The organism is Streptomyces sp. NPDC039465 (genome assembly GCF_055639315.1).
Genome location: NZ_JBVKAP010000009.1, coordinates 46,062 through 63,659 on the forward strand (window position 1 = coordinate 46,062; position 17,598 = coordinate 63,659).

Sequence of the window (17,598 nt, forward strand, 5' to 3'; positions counted from 1 at the left end):
CGGGTCGCGGTCAGGGACGGGTCCGGCCGCGGCGCTCGCGGTCCGGCAGCCGGGTGGCGAGGAACGCGCCGAGCAGGGCGATGCCCGCGAGGGCGGCCAGGGTGGGGCCGGGTGCGGTGAGACCGGTGAGCATCGTGGCCGTGGCGACGCCGACGGCGGGGCCGGTGTTCATCGCGGTCTGCTGGAGTCCGCCGGTGACCCCGGCCGCGTCCCGGGGTGCCCGCTGGACGACGACGGTGGTGGCGGTGACCATCGCCGTCCCGAAGCCCGCGCCCAGGAGGGCGCAGCAGACGCCGGTCGCCAGTGCGCCGGAGCCCTGGTCGAGCCGGGACATCGCGAGGGCGCCCAGCGCGAGCAGGATCATGCCCGCGACGGTTGTGAGGCGCGCCCCTTGGCGGCGCAGAAGTGCGGCGGAGGCGGGTGCGGAGAGGACCATCGTCACCGCCAGGGGGAGCATCCACAGCCCCGTGGTGAGCGGGTCCAGGGCGAGGACGTCCTGAAGGAGGTACGTGGCGAGGAAGAGGGCGCCGAACAGGGCGGCCGACGCGCACAGCAGCACGCCGAGGCCGTGGGTGACGGCGGTCGTGCGCAGCACGCTCGGGGGGATCAGCGGGCTGGTGGTGCGGCGTTCACGGTGGACGAAGGCCGCGGCGGCGAGGACCGTGGCGGCGAACCCGGCGGCGGTGGCCGCGGGCCGGCCTGCCTGCGGGAGGGTGACAAGGGTGTGCACCAGGCACATGAGGGCCGCCGCGAGGAGCGCCGCGCCGGGCAGGTCGAGGCCGGCGGGGGTGGTGGGGCAAGGCTCCGGTATCCGTACGGCCAGGGCCAGGAGGCCCGCGGCGAGGGCGGGCACGACGCCGATGAGGAAGACGGACCGCCAGCCGGCGTGGGTGACGAGCGCCCCGCCGATGAGGGGTCCGGCGGCGGCCGCCAGGCCGATGGCGCCGGTCCGCAGGGCGAGCGGGCCGCCGAGCCGGTCGCGGGGGTAGACGGCGCGGAGCATGCCGAGGGTGGCGGGTTGCAGCAGCGCGCCGAAGACACCTTGGGCGGCGCGCAGGGCGATGACCCAGCCGATGCCGGGGGCCAGGCCGAGGGCGGCGGAGGTGGCGGCGAAGCCGAGGATCCCGACGGCGAAGAGGCGGCGGTGGCCGTAGCGGTCGCCGAGGCGGCCGGCGAGGACGAGCAGCCCGGCGACGGCGATGAGGTAGGCGGTGCTGGTCCACTGGACCTGTGCGAGCGAGGCGTCCAGGTCCCGTTGGAGGGTGGGCTGGGCCATGGTGAGGACGGTGCCGTCGACGGCGACGATCACGGCGCCGGTGATGCTTCCGGCGAGGACGAGACGCTGGTGGCGCCTGGAGCGCGGGCCGTCTTCGGTGACGGCTTCGGGGGCGGGGGCGGGGGCGGGTGCGGGTGCGGGGGTCATCGGGCGGCCGGTCCCAGATGGGCGTCGAGCGTGGCGCGCAGGAGGGGTTCGACGTCGTCGGTGCCGGTGGCCAGGCGCAGGCTCCCCCAGCCCCAGAGCTGGGCGACGCCGTGCAGATTGGCCCAGAGGGCCCCGGCGAGGACGCGCGGGTCCTGGTCCGGACGGAGCGCGGCCACCAGCTCGGTGAGGGTGGCGAAGAGCGGCAGGCTGGTGTCGCGCAGGCCCAGGCGGCCGCTCTCCAGCAGGTCGTGGCGGAACATCAGCTCGAACATGCCGCGGCGGGTGCGGGCGAAGTCGAGGTAGACACGGGCCAGGGCGGTGAGCCGCTCCCGTGGGTCGGGTCGCCCTTCGGTCGCCTCGGCGGCCCTGGCGGCGAGTTCCTCGAAGCCGCGGCGGGCGATGGCGGACAGCAGGTCGAGGTGGGTCGGGAAGTGGCGGCGGGGCGCCCCGTGGGAGACACCCGCCCGACGGGCGATCTCCCGCAGGGTCAGGGGCCCGGCGCCCTCCTCCGTCACGAGGTCGACGCCGACCTGTACGAGACGGGCCTTCAGATCCATGTCGTGATCGTTCATGGACACTGTCTACCAGGAGTGAGTAGACAGTGTCTACGCACGATCGACCCGCCAGAGGTCAGGTCCTGTGCCGCTCTCCGCGCGCCGTTGACCAGCAGGGCCGGGCAGCGCCATGCTCATGCCACATCCGGAGACGGGTCTCCCCGGCCCCGTTCCGGGCCCGCTCACGACACGGAGGTGTCATGGTCCGGCGTACGACACGAATCCTGCTCGGCATGGTCATGGTGATCGCGGCGGCCCTCACGGGCACCGTCGCCACCACGGGCACCGCCCACGCCGACGAGTGCTACACCTGGGGACGCACCCTCTCCTCGGGCATGTCCGGCGCGGACGTCACCCAGTTGCAGATCCGGGTCGCGGGCCATCCCGGTTACGGCGCGGTCCTCGCCGTCGACGGCGCCTACGGCCCCGCCACCAAGGCGGCCGTCACCCGCTTCCAGCAGGCGTACGGGCTGACCGCCGACGGCGTCGCGGGCCCGGCCACCTTCGCCAAGATCTACGCACTCCAGGACGCCGACTGCACCCCCGTCCACTTCACCTACGCCGAGCTCAACAAGTGCAACTCCGACTTCTCCGGCGGGGCGGTGAGCGCGGCCACCGCGAAGTCCAACGCCCTGCGCGCCATGTGGAAGCTGGAGGCGATGCGGCACGCGCTCGGTGACGTGCCGATCAACGTCACCAGCGGCTTCCGCTCGCGGGCCTGCAACGACGCGGTCGGCGGCGCCTCCGACAGCCGCCATCTCTACGGCGACGGCATCGACCTCACGGGCTCGCCCTCGCTGTGCCGGCTGGCCCAGCAGGCCCGTAACCACGGCTTCAACGGGATCCTCGGGCCGGGCTACCCGGGCCACGGCGACCACACCCATGTCGACACCCGCGCGAGCCGGTTCTGGTCGGCGAGCAGCTGCGGCATCTGAGCCCACTGGCACAAAGACCCGCGCTCGCCCAGACTTGACGGCATGCCGGTCAAGCGCAGCGCGGGTCTTCTTCTCTACCGCACGACGGACGACGGCCTGGAAGTGCTCATCGGCCATATGGGCGGGCCCTTCTGGTCGTCGCGCGACGTGTCCGCCTGGTCGATCCCCAAGGGCGAGTACGGCCCCGACGAGCCCGCCGAGGCTGCCGCTCGACGGGAGTTCGAGGAGGAACTGGGCCTGCCCGCACCGGACGGGGAGCCGGTGCCCCTGGGCGAGGCCCGGCAGACCGGCGGAAAGATCGTCACGGTGTGGGCCGTGGAGGCCGACCTCGATCCCACCATGGTCGTCCCCGGCACCTTCTCCATGGAATGGCCCCGCGGCTCGGGCACCCTCCAGGACTTCCCGGAAATCGACAAGGTGGGCTGGTTCACCCCGGAAGCGGCCGCTCCGCTGCTCGTGGCGGGGCAACGCGTCTTCCTGGACCGGCTGGTCAGCCACCTCGGCGGGCAGGGCGACGGGGCGGGCCCCGGGCCGGACGAAGGCTGATTGTCAGACCCTTACGACATGGTGGGAGGTGCCAACCTGTCGACAAGGAGCCCGACATGACGACCATGACGCTCACCGCCCCCGAGCGCGCCGCCGCCCAGGCCTACCTCCGCCTCATGGAGACCGCCCAGGCCGTGCTCTCCGATCCCGGCCTCGCCCCCATGGCGGGGCTGGTGTTGTCCCACCCCATGGCCGAGGCCGACGAGGCGCTCCGGGCAGCCGGACTCAGCGGGAACGAGGCGCATCTGCTGCGCCTGGTGTCGACCCTGCGCGCGGCCGGCCCGGCCCACTGTGCGTAGCCCGCCGGGGCCGGCTTTCCCGCCCCGCCGCCGAAGGCCGGTTATTCGGCCGGTGCCGGTATGTTCCTTCGCATTCATCCGCCCCATACTGGCCGCGTGTCGGTCGTACGGGGGAGGCACCAGGTGGCGGAGCTGATTCGTACTCAGGACGGCCGGGAGCTCGCCGTGGAACACCGCGGCGATCCCGGCGGCAGACCGGTCTTCCTGCTGCACGGCACGCCGGGCAGCAGGCTCGGACCCGCCCCCCGCACGGCGGTGCTCTACCGGCTGGGCGTGCGCCTGATCACGTACGACCGGGCCGGCTACGGCGATTCGGACCGGCTGCCGGGGCGGCGGGTCGCGCATGCCGCGGCCGACGTGGCGACGATCGCCGACGCCCTGGGCGTCGAGGAGTTCGCGGTGGTCGGCCGCTCCGGCGGCGCGCCGCACGCGCTGGCCTGCGCGGCGCTGCTGCCGGACCGGACGGTGAAGGCGGCCGCGCTGGTCGGGCTCGCGCCCCGGGACGCGAAGGGCCTGGACTGGTTCGAGGGCATGACCGAGTCGAACGTCCGTGAGTACCTCAACGCGGCGGCAGGGCGGCGCCAGCTCACCGGCTCGCTGGAGTTCCGCACGCTGACGATCCGAGCCGATCCGGCGGCCTCCATCGCGGACATGCGCAGCGCGCTGCCGGAGCCGGACCGGGTGATCGTGGCGGACAGCGGAATCCGCGCGATGCTGGTACGGAACTTCGCCGAGGGCTTGCGCAGTTCGGCCGACGGCTGGGTGGACGACGTGATGTCGTTCTCCACCGACTGGGAGTTCCGGCCCGAGGACATCCGGACACCCGTGCTGCTGTGGCACGGCGAGAAGGACGTGTTCGCGCCGGTCCAGCACACCCGCTGGCTGGCCGAGCGGATCCCCCGCGCCGAGATGGTGGTGGAGCGCGGGGCGGCCCACTTCGGGGCGCTGCGCGTGCTCACCCGGGTCCTGAGCTGGACCACGTGGTGAGCGCGGCCACCGCCGGATCCGGCGCCTGGGCCGCGGCGCGCGTGCGGCGCGCCGCGCCCTGAGGCCCCGGGCGCGCGGCCCGGGGCCCTGGCCGCGTCAGACCGGCTGCGGCTCCAGGTCGCGGTTGAGCCGGCGCCAGGACCGCGCGCCCTCGGTGATCGGATGGTCGGCGCCGAGCTGTTTCGCGGCCAGCTCCAGGGCCCGCGAGCGCAGCTTCTGCGCCTCCTCCTCCCGGCCGATGGAGCGCAGCGTCACCGCCAGGTTGGACTGGCAGACCAGCACGTCCGGGTGGGCGGAGCCGTACCGCTCCAGGAGCCCGTCCAGGGCGGCCCGCTCCCACCGCTCGGCGAGATCCACCCGCCCGATGTCCCCGTACGCGTTGGCCAGGTTGACCGCCGCGCACAGCGTGTGCGGATGGCGGGGGCCGAGCGCCTCCTCCAGCGCGGCCCGTACGGCCTCGCCCTCCTGCGCGGCCTCCGCGGCGGCCCCCACCCCGCGCAGGTAGATGACCAGGTTGTTGCGGCAGGCCAGGGTGAAGGGATGGCTCGCGCCGAGCTGTTCGCGGTAGCCGTCGAGGATCTGCAGGGCGAGGTCGAGCGCGGCCTGCTTGTCCCCGGCGGCCGAGTAGTCGGCGGCCAGGTTGAGGCCGCAGGCGAGGGCGTCCGGCACCTTCACGCCGTACCGCTCGCGGTAGCGGCTGTAGGTGTCCTCGGTGATCCGTTTCGCCTCGTGCGGGTAGCCGGCCTTGCGCAGCGAGACGGCGAGGCTCTTGGCGGTGCGCAGCACCTCGGGCATGTCGGCGTTGAGGACCCGTTCGAAGGAGGCGGTGACCTCCCGCAGCACCTTCACGGACTCGCGGTAGTCGCCCGAGTCACGCAGGTCGCGGGCGAGGTGGCCCTTGGTGGTGAGGGTGTAGGGGTGGTCGTCGCCGAGCAGGGCGCTGCGGCGTTCGAGGGTCTCGTCGTCGAGGCGGCGCGCCTCCTCGCTGTCGCCGGTGAGGCGGTGGTCGATGGCGAGGTTGTTGGCGGCGATCAGGGTCCTGGGGTGGTTCTCGCCGAAGATCTGCCGCAGCCCGTGGTAGATCCGCAGGTCGCGTTCGAGCGCCTCCTCGAAGCGGCCGAGGCCCCGCAGGTCGGCGGCGAGGCTGCCGGAGGTGATCAGGATGCTGGGGTGGTCCTCGTGCAGGACCTGCATCTGGCGGTTGAGGGTGTCCTCGTCCATGGCGCGGGCATCGGCGTACTTACCCTGCGAGCGCAGCGCGTTGGCGAGTTCGAAGCGCAGGTTGAGGGTCTGCAGGTCGTTCTCGCCCAGTTCGCGGGTCCAGGTCTTGTTGAGCTGGTTGCCGAGCACCCGTGCGCTCTCCAGTTCACCGCGCTTGAGGAGATAGCGGACGCGGTCCACGAGCAGCTGGCGGCCCTTCTCCTCGTCGCAGTCGACGATGCCGGAGGGGCCGAGGTGCGGCCAGATCAGCTCGAACGCGGGCCAGCTCTTGGGGTCGTTGACGGGGTTGTCGGTGTCCACGACCTCGGCCGGGCGGGCGGCGGCGAGGATGCGGTGGACCTCGTGCTTGGCCGCGTCCTGCTCCTCCGGGGTGAGCCCGGCGCGGACGGCGGCCTGGACGAGGCGGTGGACCTGGATACTGCTGTCCGCCGGGTCGACCTTGGCCAGCGCGAACCGGTTGAGGGCCTGGATGACCTTGCCGAGCATGAAGCGTTCCCGCAGGTCGGGGTCGTACGGGCGGAGCGCCTCCAGCATCGTTCCACTGCCGATCAGCCGCATGGAGATCGGCTCGGCGGAGAAGAACGCGCACAGTTCGAGGAGCCGGACGGCCGCCTTGGACTCGCCGCGCAGCCGGGCGATGGAGATGTTCCAGGTGGCGCCGATCTGCTGGGCGTAGTCCTCCGGCTTGCCGCCGAGGGCGAGGACCTTGGTGGACTGCTCCCGCAGCTGCTCGACGTAGGAGTCGACGGGGGTGGCGGTCTCGGCCAGCCAGGCGGCGGCGACCTCGACGGCCAGCGGCAGGTCCCCGACGGCGTCGGCGACCCGGTCGGCGTCCTGGGCGGGGAGTTTGTGCACGCGGCGGCGCAGATGCTCGACGCTCTCGGGCCGGGTGAAGACGTCGACCTCGATGGTCTCCACCCGGGTGGAGACGGGTTTGTTGCGGCAGGTCGCCAGGATGTGCCCGTAGAGGGAGTCGGAGATGGGCCCGGTCTCGTCGGGCAGCATCTCCAGGGTGCGGTCGAGGTCCTCGACGTTGTCGAAGATGAGCAGCCAGCGGGCGTACGGTACCCCGGACCGCAGGGCCTTCAGGGCCGCGGTGGCGGCCTCGGCGACGCTGTCGCCGGAGGAGATGTCCAGCTCCACGGCGAGTTCGGCGAGCGAGGAGACGACCCGGTCGGGCTGTTCGGCCTCGATCCACCACACCAGGTCGTAGTCGGCGCGGAAGCGGTGCGCGTACTCCCGGGCGACCTGCGTCTTGCCGACACCGCCGAGGCCGTAGAGGACCTGCGGGAAGCGCTGGCCCGCGCGGGTGTCGCCGCGCAGCTGGTCGCGCAGCCGCTCCAGCATGGAGCTGCGGCCGGTGAACCAGGCGTGCCTGGGCCGTACGTTCCACACCTGCGGCACGGCCCCGGGGAAGCGGGGCCCGCCGGCGGGGACGGGCGTGGTGGTGACGGCCTCCTCCCGGTCCAGGGCGGTCAGCAGAGCCGTGGCCGCGTCGGGGGCGTCGAGCCGGACGAGGTCCACCACACCGCGGCTGCTGAGCGGCAGCCCGAGGCGTACGTCACCGACCCGGACGGGGACGAGCTGGCGGCGCCCGGCGGCCGGGTCGAGGTGGGCGCCGGTCTCCCACAGGGCGCGGGCGCGGCGGGAGTTGAGGTAGCCCTGGGAGACGACGGAGACGATGCGGTAGCCGCCGACGGTGGAGAACTCGGACTCGATGCCGGCGAGGGGGGTGGTGTGGACGTCGACGGGGACGACGTGGAATCCGGCCTGGGTGAGCACCGCGGCGATCCAGTCGGCCCACATCTGGTCCTCGGCCACGTACGACACGACGACGTTGGACGGGGGGACGGGCCGGCGGCGGGTGTAGGCGGCCACGTAGGTGAGCCGTTCCGCCTCGTCGAGCGGGGGCATGGCGTTGACGGTGCCTTCGGTGAGGACGGAGGTGAGCCGTTCGCAGGCCGTGAGCAGCGACGACGACACGTTCGGGGCGTCGCCGAAGGTGGCGAGGATCTCCTCGTAGGCGTAGAAGGGCCGGTACGGGATCTCCACGGAGCCCCAGTAGTGGGCGAGTTCCTCGCTGTTCATGCCGGAGGGCAGGCCGGGGAAGCTCTTGCGGGCGAGCGCTCGCCCGGCGTCGGCCTTCTCCTTCTCGCCGTCGTCGATCCGCATGGGGACGGGCAGGATACGGATGTTGCGGTCGCCGAACCGTTCCTCGATGTCCCGGGCGACGGCGGACGCGCCGTCGATGCTCTGGTCGCTGAGGGTGAAGCAGACCACCAGTATCTGGGGCATCTGCACGGTGCAGATGTCGGCGATGTCGCTGAGGCCGGTACGGCTGTCGATGAGGGTGTAGTCGTAGTGGCGGCGCATGTCGGAACGCATCGCGTCGAAGAACTGGCCGCCGCCGAACCGCTCGTAGAAGTCGTCCCAGTCCATCCGGCCGACCGTCGAGGAGTAGTCGCGGTTACGGCGCCCCGCGGAGAGGAAGTCGAGGCTTCCGCCGTAGGGGAAGGACCAGTTGAGGGAGGTGGCATGGGGGCGGACCCGGGCGTAGTCACGGTGCCAGTCCGGTTCCCGGTCGGCGGGCCGCCGGGCCTCCTCCTGGTATTCGGTGATCAGATTGATCAGACCCGGGGTGGCCTCCAGGTCGGCGAGGTCGAGGAAGGGGTGGAAGAAGCGGTGCAGGCCGGGCGCCTCCAGGTCCCAGTCGACGGCCAGGACCCGGTAACCGTTGGCCGCCAGGATCCAGGCCGTGTTGGCGAGGGCCATGGTGCGGCCCGTGCCGCCCTTGTACGAGTAGAACGTGACGACGGTTCCTTCACGGTTCTCGGTCATGTCATGACCCCTCAGACTTCTCGGCGTCGATCGATGGGTGGTCCGTGCCATGAACGGGGCGTGCGGGGACACCGGAGCCGTAGCCGATGCCGGTGGGCAGTACGTGCGGGATGGGCTCGCTCGGCCCCTCCGGAGGGTAGGTGCGGGCGTGTGCCGTGTAGTGCTTTTCGGCGGCCTTCACTGCCCCGGGGAGTTCCTGGCTGAAGGCCTCCAGGGTGGCCGGCCCGCCGCCGGGTGAGCGGTGGCCGCTGCTCTCCTGGACGCGCGGCGCGAGGGCGTCGTCGACGGCGGCCCGCAGCTCGTCGTCGCGGGGGGCGGCTTCCGGGTCGTCCCGGTTCCAGGGGACCATGACGCTGATCCAGGGCCGGTCCTCGGCGCTGAGGCGGCGGACCAGCTCCCGGCCGTGCGGGGTGGCGAGGGCCCAGCGGTCGAGCAGCAGCAGGCCGGGGGCCTTGGGCGGGCCCGGGGCGAGCAGCCGGGCGGCGTCCGCGTCGAACTCCCCCACCCGTACCCGGTAGTCGAGGTTGCGTACGAGGTCGGCGGCGTGTTCCACGAGGGGCCGGGAGGATTCCTGCAGGTAGGGGTTCCAGTCCCTGGCGTGTGCGCCGTAGCAGTCGGGGCCGCGGTCGCGGGGCAGGTCCGAGCGGGAGCAGGCGAGGACGGAGAGGTCCAGCTCGCGGGCGGGCCCCGGCGGGCCGAACGCGCTCGGCACGGAGAGGTAGTCCTGGTGCGGGTCCCCGTCCTCGATCTCGGTCTCCTCGGCGACGGAGACGATCCGTTTGGCGAGGAGGTAGACGGCCCGTTCGTACTGCTCCCGCAGATATCTGAGCTTGATCAGGCCGTAGAAGCCCTCGTCGGCGTAGTCGCTGCCGAAGCTGGCGTGGTTGAACTGGAGCCTTTCGGCCGGCTGCGGAAGCTGTTTGAGCGGTACGGGTACCCACAGCGCGGGCACGATCTCGCTGACGGACTGGCTGTTGCTGCGCGACTGGTGGTGCACGGCGCGCTTGGAGAAGGCGAACCATTCGCGGCCGCACTGCTCGCTGAGGAAATAGCGCGGCGAGTACAGCGGGACGAACACCCGGCAGTAGGCGAGCGCTTCGGAGAGCCGCTCCTGCCAGCCTTCGCCGGGCTGCATCTCCTGGTCCATGAACCCGGCCGGAACTCCGGCGGGCAGCGAGGTCATCTGCAGTACGTGATCGCAGAGATCCCGGTAGAAACGCTCCACCCAGAGATTCGGGTCCCGGTCCTTGGGGTGGTTCTTGGGCGTATGGGCGTAGCTGAGAAAGAAGTAAGGTTTTGGCGCGGCCTTGCCCGACCCGTTGCTGCCAGACACGAACGACTCCCCCCGTCCATGCAGATGGGAGGTCAGTGTAGGAAACGCCAATTCATTGACGGAATAGCGTGAACGGACTGAATGAACGGGCCAGTTGGCCGGATCAGCTGTATCGGGCGGCGAGTGTGTCGTGCATACGGGCGACGAACCGGGCTCCGAGCACGGTCAGTTCGGGTGCGTCCGTCAGACGCCGTACGGCCGCGGTCGTGCGGGCGTACCAGGTGGCGAACTCGGACTCGGCGACCAGTCCGGCGCCCGCCCGTCGCCGGGCGTGCCAGAAGTCGGTGACGGCGAGGGCGGCGTAGGCGGGGGCGAGGGGGCCGTAGGTGGCGGGGTCGGCGGCCCGGGGGGTGTAGAGGGCGTAGCGGTCGAGCAGGGCGCCGAGGGTGAGGTGGCGGAAGGAGCGCAGAAGGAGCAGGGCGAGCAGATCGGGCGAGGCGGGCAGGGCCGCACCGACGGCGCCGGTGACCTGGCGGGAGGTGGTGGCAATCAGCCCGCCGTCGGGTCCGTCAAGCCCGTCCGGGGCCCGCAGGGGCACCACGGAGCGAACGCTCTCCGCCAACGCCGTTGCGTCGGAGGGCAGTTGGGTGGTGAGGAGGGTCCAGGCGGCGGTGAGGTCCTCGGCCCAGATCTTGATGGCGCGCGCGGTGGTACGGGGGGCTGCGGGCCAGCCGTCGTGGTCGCGCAGCGGGTCGGTGTCCTCCAGCGCCGGTGCCCAGCCGGGCAGTTCGACGACGCGTACCGGGTGCCAGTACGGGGAGCAGCCGTCGACGCCTTCGCTCCAGGCGATACGGAGGGTGTGCCGTCCGGCCCGTACGGTGAATTCCTCGTCGTCAGCGGTGACGTGGGCGTGCGGGGCGTCGGTGGCGGCGTCGGGGAGGATCACGACGCCGAGCCCGGGCAGGCGCAGTCGCCGGTCGCGCAGGGGGACGGTGACGGTGTCGCCGCGCCGGGCGCGCAGGGCGGCGGCCGCGGCGAGTTCGGCCAGTCCGCGGGTGGGGCTGGTGCCGTGCTGGAGGGTCCGGGTGGCCCAGGGGCGGGTCCAGGGGTGGGCGAGGACGGAGTCGAGCGCCTCGGGCGCGTCGGTGTCGAGGGAGGTGAGCAGCTCCCAGGCGGCGGCGGAGGTGCGGTCGTCCGGGGTGGCGGTGTGCCGTACGGCGCCGAGGAGGTCCCAGTTGGCGACGATCTGGGCGTCGCGCAGGGCGGCGACGGTGGCGGCGTCCGCGTGGCCGGCGGCGAGTGCGTCGAAGCCGTCGAGGTCGTCGGCCGTGGCCGGCCAGGCGCGCGGGGCGGGGGCGGCGGCTTCCTCGCGGTCCCTGACGGCGGTGATCAGGGCCAGCAGATCGGGGCAGTAGACGGAGGGGTGGTCGAAGCTGCCGCCGCGGGGGCCGGTGCGGTAGCGGTGGGCGTACAGGCCACCGCCGCAGGAGGTGACGACGGGGCAGCCGCGGCACTGCGCGCAGAGTTCGTCGGCGCTCTGCCGGCGGGCGGCCATGCCGGGGTGGGCGAGGACGTCGTCGAGGGTGTGACTGAAGACGTCCATGCCGGTGGCGGGTGCGCCGTCGTAGGCGGTCTTGAGGCTGTCGGCCTGCTCGAAGGTGCCGTCGGTCTCGATCACGACGAGGTCGGCGGGGGTGAGGCCGAGCGACTCGATGAGGCTGCTCTCACCGCGCAGGGTCCGCCGGATCGATTCGAACATGCGGACAGGGACGGGGCGGCCGGCGGCGTCCCAGCGGTCGAAGACGGCCATGAGCCAGTCGGCGTACGGGGCCGGGGCGGCGCCGGGCCGGGGCGGGGGCTCGTCCCAGGTGGCGTGCGGGAGCAGGAAGTCGATGCGGGGCGGGTCGAGGGCGACGAGGGCGTCGTACACGGCGACGGGGTCGTTCTCGATGTCGATGGTGCACAGGAGCCCGGCGAACAGATGACGATAAGCGGGCCGGTTGAGGAGTTCGACGGCCTTGAGGACCTGGGCATGGCTGCTGCGGCCGTCGCGGAAGCGGCGGTGGCGGTCGTTCGCCTCGCGGTCGCCGTCGAGGGAGACCCCGACCTTGATGCCGTAGGTGTCGAAGAGGTCGAGGAAGCGTTCGTTCAGCAGCACACCGTTGGTGTGGATGCGCAGATCGAGGGTGGTGACGCCGTCGGTGGCGCGGCGGAACTCCTCGGCGGCCATGCGGAGTCCGGCGGGTCCCGCGAGGAGGGGTTCGCCGCCGTGCAGCACGACGTGGACGGCGGTCAGGCCGTGGGCGCGGGCGTGTTCGGCGATCCGGTCGGCGCTGCGGGCCAGGATCGCCCGGGTGATGGCCTTGGGCCGCCCCCGCCAGCTCGTGTCCGCGTGTTCGTAGACGTAGCAGTGGTCGCAGGCGAGATCGCAGCGACTGTGCACCTTGACGACGAACTGGGAGAGAGAGGGCGGGGGGCGGTCCATGGGGTGACGGTGTCCCGGTGACTCAGAGCGATGACTGGAAGGCTGCGTCCACCTGGGGGGCCGGGGCGCCGGTGGCCGGCACAAGATGGCTCAGGGAAGCGGCGGACCGCTCCCCTCCACCCCGGACCGCGGTCCGGTTCGTCAGCTGCGTCCGGGGAGCGGACGTACGGCGGGAGACGGTCCCTGGCCTGCTGGCCGCGGAGACGAGAGTGGTAGCCATGGAGTGCCTTTCGAGTATGAGTGATATATGGCAGGCGCGGGCCTGCCATCACTGTGCTCCCCGCCCACTCCCATAGTGCAGCACTTCGGGCGAATTGGGCGGTTTGCGCACGCGCGGCCGACTCGCGCCCGAGGTAGGGAGCACCCTCGAAGCGGGTCCGCCGCACGCCGTAACTTCCCCCGGTGCCTCCAACGCCGGTGGGGGAAGGTGGTACCGGCCGGCGCCGGCGTGCCACTCGTTCGGGCGTAGAACCCACCATCGTTCAGGCTACTACGCCGGAGCGCAGTCGCACCGGCAGCTCCCGCACGCTGTTACCCACGAAACTCGCGTGCCGCGGAGGCTCCACCTCCTCGGCGGCCAGGTCGAGTTCGGGGAAGCGGGCGTGAAGCCGCGCCAGGGGCCGGGGCACCGGGTCCTGCGGCCAACAGGTACGCGTGGAGGGGGAGTTGTTCAGCTCACCCGGCGCGCCTACGCTCGGCGCCGATCTCGCGGCCGGTCTCGCCGCGGTGTGGCGGATCCGGGAGCTGCGGGCGATCACTGCCGAGACCACGCTCGCCTTCTTCGGTCTGGGTGGGCTCACCACCCTGGCGGTGCTGCTGAGCGCCGAGCGAGGGCGGCCGGGCGACGGCGGGCTCCTGATGACCGCGTTCGCCGTCGGGGCGCTGGTCGGTTCGGTCGCCGTCGCCCGCTGGTGGCCGGACGCCCCGGCCCCACGGCTGGCCGGGGTCGGCCTGCTGGGCACCGGCTGCGCGCTGGGCACGGCGGCGCTCGTACCCGTACCGGCCCTGACGGGGGCGCTGTTCGCGCTGGCGGGGCTGTGCGACGGGCCGCTGCTCGGCGCGACCCTGCGCATCCGGGCGGATCACGCGCCGGCGCGGCTACGGCCTCAGGTGTTCACGCTCGGGGCCGGACTGAAGATCTCGGCCGCGGCGTGCGGGGCGGCGGCGGTGGGGCTGGCGGCCGCGGCGGTGCAGCTCGCCGCGGCGGCACTGCACCGCCTGCTGCGGACGCCGCGCGGCTCAGAGGCGTTCGAGCGGGTTGACGTCAGGGCTGGTTGAGACCTCGACGGTCCCTGCGTGAAAGGCCGCCGGGTCTCTCCCCCCGTCGGGTGCCGACAGTGCGATCACGGCCACCGCCAGGGCTGCCGTCACCCCACCGAATCCCATGACCGCCGACACCGACAGGCTGTCCACGACCATCCCGCCGGCCAGCGCCCCGAGCGAAATCGTCGCCTGGAACGACGCGGTGAACAGGACCGATGCCGCCTCCGGGGTGGCCGGGGCCGCACGGGCGAAAAAGGTCTGCGAGCACACCGGTACGGCGCCGTAGGCGAGCCCCCACACGAGGAGCAACAGGGCGGCCGCAGCCGGCCGGTGACCCGTTACCGGGAGCAGGAGAACCGCTGCGGCGACGAGCGCCGAGGCCGCCGCGAACGCCGCACGCGGTCGCCGGGCAACGAAGGCACCACCCAGGAAGTTGCCCACGACGCCTGCGACGCCGAAGAGCAGGAGCAGGCCGGTGATCAGGGCGGGGCTCGCTCCGGTGACCTGCTCCAGCAGGGGGGTCACATAGGTGTACGTACCGAAGTGGGCCGCCACGACGAGGAACGTCAACAGGAGGGCGACACGGGAGCCCGGGGCACGGACCACCCTGCGCAGGAGCGCCAGCCGAGTCGGCTCTCCGGCGGGAAGTGGGGGAAGCACCAGGGTCATGGCAACCAGCACACCGACCGTCAGAACTCCCATGACGGTGAAAGCCGTACGCCACCCCGCGACCCCGCCCACGAACGTGCCCGCCGGAACACCCAGCACGGAACCGAGCGGAACGGCCGCGAAGATCACCGCGGTGGCCCTGGCCACCGAAGCCGCCGGGACCAGTCGTCCGGCGAGCCCCGCACCGAGTGACCAGAAGCCGCCGATGCATAAGCCGACGAGCACACGGGAAACGAGCACAGCCCAGTAGCCAGGCGCGAGGGCGGCGGCGAAGGACGCCACGGCCAGCACCGCCGTGAACGCGCACAGCATCGTGCGCCTGTCGATCCTGGCGGTGGCGGCGGTGACCAGAGGTGCGCAGACCGCTGCCAGCAGGCCGGGCGTGGTCATCATCAGGCCCGCCATGCCGTTCGAGACGGAGAAGTCGGAGCCGATCGAGGTGAGCAGGCCGATGGGCAGGATTTCGATCGTGACGATGCAGAAGATTCCGGCGGTCAGCGAAAGGACGGCCGGCCAGCCGCCACGCCGGGGAGCCCGGGCCGGCGCGAACCGGCTCGTGGTGGACATGGAGGATCTCATGGTGGACATGGAGGATGCTGAGGACATGGCGCGAAGGGCTCCGTCTCCGGATCGGCGACTGGTCTCCAGCCAGTTCAGCAGCCGGGCAGGCGCGAGTCCGGCAGGTATCCGACACGAACGTGGCCGGTCAGACGGCGTGCGGTGGTTGCCGGAGGGAGCGGTTGCCGACTGCGATACCGACCGCCAGGGCCCAGTAGACGACCAGGGCGGCGGTGAGAGCGGTGTTGCCCCAGCCGACGGCGCTGTAGAAGTCGGCGGCATCCGTCCCGAAGAACAGAGACGGTACAAAGGCGAGGTTGACCGCCGCGACGGCATACGCGAGGCGTCCGGTCCACGAGGGCAGCACACCGCTGCGAAGGATGGCGTATCCGGCCGCCGTGAGCATGACTGCCGTAAGGAGTCTGGCGACCGACCCGTGCAAGAGCATGTTGGCGTGGGCGAGCGTGCCGTCGACAGTCGGGTCGAGCGTACCGCCGGGGTGCTCGAGGACGGTCCCGGCCTCGATCGATGCCGCGACCAGGGTGACGGTGACATAGGCAAGTCCGGAGCCGAACACCAGGCTTGCCACCCACTCGAATGTGGCGCCCGCGCTCCGGATCATGTGTCGCAGCCCCGTCAGAAAGACGAGGAGCGCGCCGCACGTCAGGATGTTCAGCAGGATTCTGCTGAGCACGTTCGCCGCCGGGGGCGGCCCTGAGTACACGAAGTAGAGGGGGACACCGACAGCGGCGAGGAGACCGGCGGCTATTCCGCAGACAGCCGTGAGCCGTCGTACGCGGAGGTCATCCATGGTGAGTTTCCTTCCGTCGTGCGCAGTGGACATGTTCGGTGACTCTCGCCTCCACGCCGTCGAGCAGGCGCTGGATGCCGTGGTGGACGATCGGGGTGACGTCGGCGTCCTCCGCTTCGTCGAGCCCTTCCTCCCCTGCCAGCGAGCACAGGACGGGGAACTGTTCGGGATTCAGGCGCTGCGCCAGGACCTGGCTGTACGCGGCGGCGGCAGCAGGGTCGAGTTCGGTGGCCACTCGCGCGAGGTCGCGTACCGCGCTGGAGACGAAGGCGGCGATCGGAATCAGCTCTGCGCGGGGGAGGCCGGCGCGGTGGAGGGGGCGCAGAAGGGCCTCGAGCCAGGCCAGTTCATTGGGCCCGACCGGAGCGCTCGGGGTGGGCACGCGCAGCATCCAGGGGTGGCCCAGATACAACTGCCACAGCGCCTCCACCCACCTTTCGGCCTCGGTGCGCCACGCGGTGTCCGCGGCGGAGGGTGCAGGCGGTCGGCCGGTGGCGGCATCAACCATGGCTGCGACGAGGTGATCCTTGCTCCGGATGTGCCGATAGAGCGCCATCGCCGTACAGCCCAGTTCCGAAGCGACGCGCTGCATCGAGATCGCGTCCAGCCCTTCCGCGTCGGCGACACGGACCGCGGCGTCGACGATCAGCCTGGTACTGAGCCGCATGCGAGTCCCGTCGGCGGGTTCGGCATCGATGCGCCACAGCAGGTCGGCAACCGTTCTCACGTCCGCTGTGCCACTTGGGTTACCCGTGCGACCTGTGCGAGCCATGCGTCCCTCCACGTATACAGCGTAAGCAAAGTATACGTCATAAACTCGCGGGCGCACCGCGGCCCGAGGTCACCGGCCTACTTGCGGCGCCCCCCGGGCGGCTCAGAGGCGTTCGAGCGGGTTGGCGGCGATACGGTCCGCCACGCCGCCGCGCACCAGCCCGGCGGCGGCGCAGTCGGGCTTGCGGGTGCCCTGGTCGCGGACGAGGTCCAGGAACACGGCGCCGAATCCGGCCCGGGGCAGGGCGCGCATCAGCTCGGTGGTGAACTCAGGGGCGAAGGCGTCGAGTCCGCCGCCCGACACGTCGGCGGTGGTGCCGATCTGGAGAAGGTGGCTCTCCACGTCCTGCTCGGCCGGTACGTCGTCGCGCATGTGCAGCACGATCACCTCGGCCGCCCGGTCGCGGCGCTCCACCGGCCAGCCGAGCCCGGCGGTGAGGAGGCGCGCGGCGTGCCCGCCCGCCTCCTCGAAGGGCAGGGTGTGGCTGTCGAACGGCGCGGTGAGCCCCAGGTCGTGCAGGAGCGCGGAGACGTAGAGCAGTTCCTCGTCGAAGTCGAGGCCGCGGTCCTGGGCGTAGGCGGCGCCGAAGAGGTAGGAGCGCAGGGAGTGGTGGAACAGCGCCTCGTTGGTGTACTCGGCGCACACCAGGCGGGCCGCCTCGACGGCGGCGCCGCCGGGCAGTCGTATGCCGGCGATCTCGGTGCCGCTTGCGGCGCGATGGGCGGCGGTCGTGTTCATGGTCCCTCCCCAGGGCCGCCGGATGCGGTCCTCGGAGTACGGAAGGCGGCCTCGTGATCACCCTAGACCAGCGCGAATGGCAGCCGCCGGGGTGTCCGTCGCGTGGTCGGTGAGCAGGGCTGCCCCGGCGCGCGAGGCGCGAGAGGGCGGCGGGAGTGGTGCGGTGCGCTCCCGGCGGAAAGTCCTAGGCCGGTCGGCTCACTCGGTCCTGCGGGTGACGCCGCTT

Annotated in this window: 14 protein-coding genes and 1 pseudogene; 5 read left to right on the plus strand and 10 right to left on the minus strand. The window is 72.2% G+C overall.

All coding sequences use genetic code 11. The features are described 5' to 3' along the window. Window positions 1-10 precede the first annotated feature (10 nt). On the minus strand, window positions 11-1,423 hold the full coding sequence (locus ACZ7LT_RS27000) for an MFS transporter (protein WP_471238701.1): 1,413 nt from the start codon (window positions 1,421-1,423) through the stop codon (window positions 11-13). After that, window positions 1,420-1,995, minus strand: coding sequence for a TetR/AcrR family transcriptional regulator (locus ACZ7LT_RS27005; protein WP_471238702.1), 576 nt, complete (start codon window positions 1,993-1,995; stop codon window positions 1,420-1,422). Before ACZ7LT_RS27005 ends, ACZ7LT_RS27000 begins: the two co-directional genes overlap by 4 nt. Before the next feature lie 182 nt (window positions 1,996-2,177). On the opposite strand from ACZ7LT_RS27005, the gene ACZ7LT_RS27010 reads away from it, so the two are divergent. The 4 genes from ACZ7LT_RS27010 (at window position 2,178) to ACZ7LT_RS27025 (ending at window position 4,744) form a co-directional block, all read left to right on the plus strand. Continuing rightward, the gene (locus tag ACZ7LT_RS27010; protein WP_471238703.1) at window positions 2,178-2,912 is read left to right on the plus strand and encodes a D-Ala-D-Ala carboxypeptidase family metallohydrolase; all 735 of its coding nucleotides are present in this window, start codon (window positions 2,178-2,180) and stop codon (window positions 2,910-2,912) included. 42 nt (window positions 2,913-2,954) lie between these two features. Beyond that, a complete protein-coding gene (locus tag ACZ7LT_RS27015; protein ID WP_471238704.1) occupies window positions 2,955-3,458 on the plus strand; it encodes an NUDIX hydrolase in 504 nt (167 codons plus the stop codon). A gap of 56 nt (window positions 3,459-3,514) precedes the next feature. Continuing rightward, window positions 3,515-3,757, plus strand: a complete 243-nt coding sequence (locus ACZ7LT_RS27020; RefSeq protein ID WP_471238705.1) for a hypothetical protein — start codon at window positions 3,515-3,517, stop codon at window positions 3,755-3,757. Between the two features lie 123 nt (window positions 3,758-3,880). Further along, window positions 3,881-4,744: an alpha/beta fold hydrolase gene (locus ACZ7LT_RS27025; RefSeq protein ID WP_471238706.1), complete on the plus strand. Its 864-nt coding sequence runs from the start codon at window positions 3,881-3,883 to the stop codon at window positions 4,742-4,744. A 96-nt stretch (window positions 4,745-4,840) separates the two neighbouring features. Here ACZ7LT_RS27025 and fxsT read toward each other — a convergent pair whose 3' ends face one another. From fxsT to ACZ7LT_RS27045, 4 genes and pseudogenes are all read right to left on the minus strand, one after another. Beyond that, the gene (fxsT, locus tag ACZ7LT_RS27030) at window positions 4,841-8,803 is read right to left on the minus strand and encodes an FxSxx-COOH system tetratricopeptide repeat protein (RefSeq protein WP_471238707.1); all 3,963 of its coding nucleotides are present in this window, start codon (window positions 8,801-8,803) and stop codon (window positions 4,841-4,843) included. A 1-nt stretch (window position 8,804) separates the two neighbouring features. Further along, window positions 8,805-10,136, minus strand: a complete 1,332-nt coding sequence (locus tag ACZ7LT_RS27035) for a TIR-like protein FxsC (protein ID WP_471238708.1) — start codon at window positions 10,134-10,136, stop codon at window positions 8,805-8,807. A gap of 103 nt (window positions 10,137-10,239) precedes the next feature. Continuing rightward, on the minus strand, window positions 10,240-12,561 hold the full coding sequence (locus tag ACZ7LT_RS27040; RefSeq protein ID WP_471238709.1) for an FxsB family cyclophane-forming radical SAM/SPASM peptide maturase: 2,322 nt from the start codon (window positions 12,559-12,561) through the stop codon (window positions 10,240-10,242). Between the two features lie 482 nt (window positions 12,562-13,043). Further along, window positions 13,044-13,178, minus strand: a pseudogene (locus ACZ7LT_RS27045) (cytochrome P450); the annotation flags it as partial. Between the two features lie 49 nt (window positions 13,179-13,227). Between ACZ7LT_RS27045 and ACZ7LT_RS27050 the strand changes: the two are divergent. Beyond that, window positions 13,228-13,839: a hypothetical protein gene (locus tag ACZ7LT_RS27050; protein WP_471238710.1), complete on the plus strand. Its 612-nt coding sequence runs from the start codon at window positions 13,228-13,230 to the stop codon at window positions 13,837-13,839. Here ACZ7LT_RS27050 and ACZ7LT_RS27055 read toward each other — a convergent pair. The 4 genes from ACZ7LT_RS27055 to ACZ7LT_RS27070 all read right to left on the minus strand — a co-directional run bounded on the left by ACZ7LT_RS27055 (window position 13,801) and on the right by ACZ7LT_RS27070 (window position 17,372). After that, window positions 13,801-15,060, minus strand: a complete 1,260-nt coding sequence (locus ACZ7LT_RS27055) for an MFS transporter (protein ID WP_471238711.1) — start codon at window positions 15,058-15,060, stop codon at window positions 13,801-13,803. The two genes, ACZ7LT_RS27050 and ACZ7LT_RS27055, sit on opposite strands and share 39 nt — an antisense overlap. Before the next feature lie 139 nt (window positions 15,061-15,199). Continuing rightward, a complete protein-coding gene (locus ACZ7LT_RS27060; protein WP_471238712.1) occupies window positions 15,200-15,862 on the minus strand; it encodes a hypothetical protein in 663 nt (220 codons plus the stop codon). Further along, the gene (locus ACZ7LT_RS27065; RefSeq protein ID WP_471238713.1) at window positions 15,855-16,589 is read right to left on the minus strand and encodes a TetR/AcrR family transcriptional regulator; all 735 of its coding nucleotides are present in this window, start codon (window positions 16,587-16,589) and stop codon (window positions 15,855-15,857) included. Before ACZ7LT_RS27065 ends, ACZ7LT_RS27060 begins: the two co-directional genes overlap by 8 nt. Window positions 16,590-16,736: 147 nt before the next feature. Continuing rightward, complete coding sequence (locus tag ACZ7LT_RS27070; protein ID WP_471238714.1) at window positions 16,737-17,372, minus strand: HD domain-containing protein; 636 nt, start codon at window positions 17,370-17,372, stop codon at window positions 16,737-16,739. Between the last annotated feature and the right edge of the window lie 226 nt (window positions 17,373-17,598).

What these genes read in the sequence shown, in the direction of transcription:
- ACZ7LT_RS27040 (WP_471238709.1), bottom strand. Translation starts at nt 12,561, where the DNA reads ATGGACCGCCCCCCGCCCTCTCTCTCCCAGTTCGTCGTCAAGGTGCAC.
- ACZ7LT_RS27070 (WP_471238714.1), bottom strand. Translation starts at nt 17,372, where the DNA reads ATGAACACGACCGCCGCCCATCGCGCCGCAAGCGGCACCGAGATCGCC.
- ACZ7LT_RS27060 (WP_471238712.1), bottom strand. Translation starts at nt 15,862, where the DNA reads ATGGATGACCTCCGCGTACGACGGCTCACGGCTGTCTGCGGAATAGCC.
- fxsT (WP_471238707.1), bottom strand. Translation starts at nt 8,803, where the DNA reads ATGACCGAGAACCGTGAAGGAACCGTCGTCACGTTCTACTCGTACAAG.
- ACZ7LT_RS27020 (WP_471238705.1), top strand. Translation starts at nt 3,515, where the DNA reads ATGACGACCATGACGCTCACCGCCCCCGAGCGCGCCGCCGCCCAGGCC.
- ACZ7LT_RS27000 (WP_471238701.1), bottom strand. Translation starts at nt 1,423, where the DNA reads ATGACCCCCGCACCCGCACCCGCCCCCGCCCCCGCCCCCGAAGCCGTC.
- ACZ7LT_RS27005 (WP_471238702.1), bottom strand. Translation starts at nt 1,995, where the DNA reads ATGAACGATCACGACATGGATCTGAAGGCCCGTCTCGTACAGGTCGGC.
- ACZ7LT_RS27055 (WP_471238711.1), bottom strand. Translation starts at nt 15,060, where the DNA reads ATGTCCACCACGAGCCGGTTCGCGCCGGCCCGGGCTCCCCGGCGTGGC.
- ACZ7LT_RS27015 (WP_471238704.1), top strand. Translation starts at nt 2,955, where the DNA reads ATGCCGGTCAAGCGCAGCGCGGGTCTTCTTCTCTACCGCACGACGGAC.
- ACZ7LT_RS27010 (WP_471238703.1), top strand. Translation starts at nt 2,178, where the DNA reads ATGGTCCGGCGTACGACACGAATCCTGCTCGGCATGGTCATGGTGATC.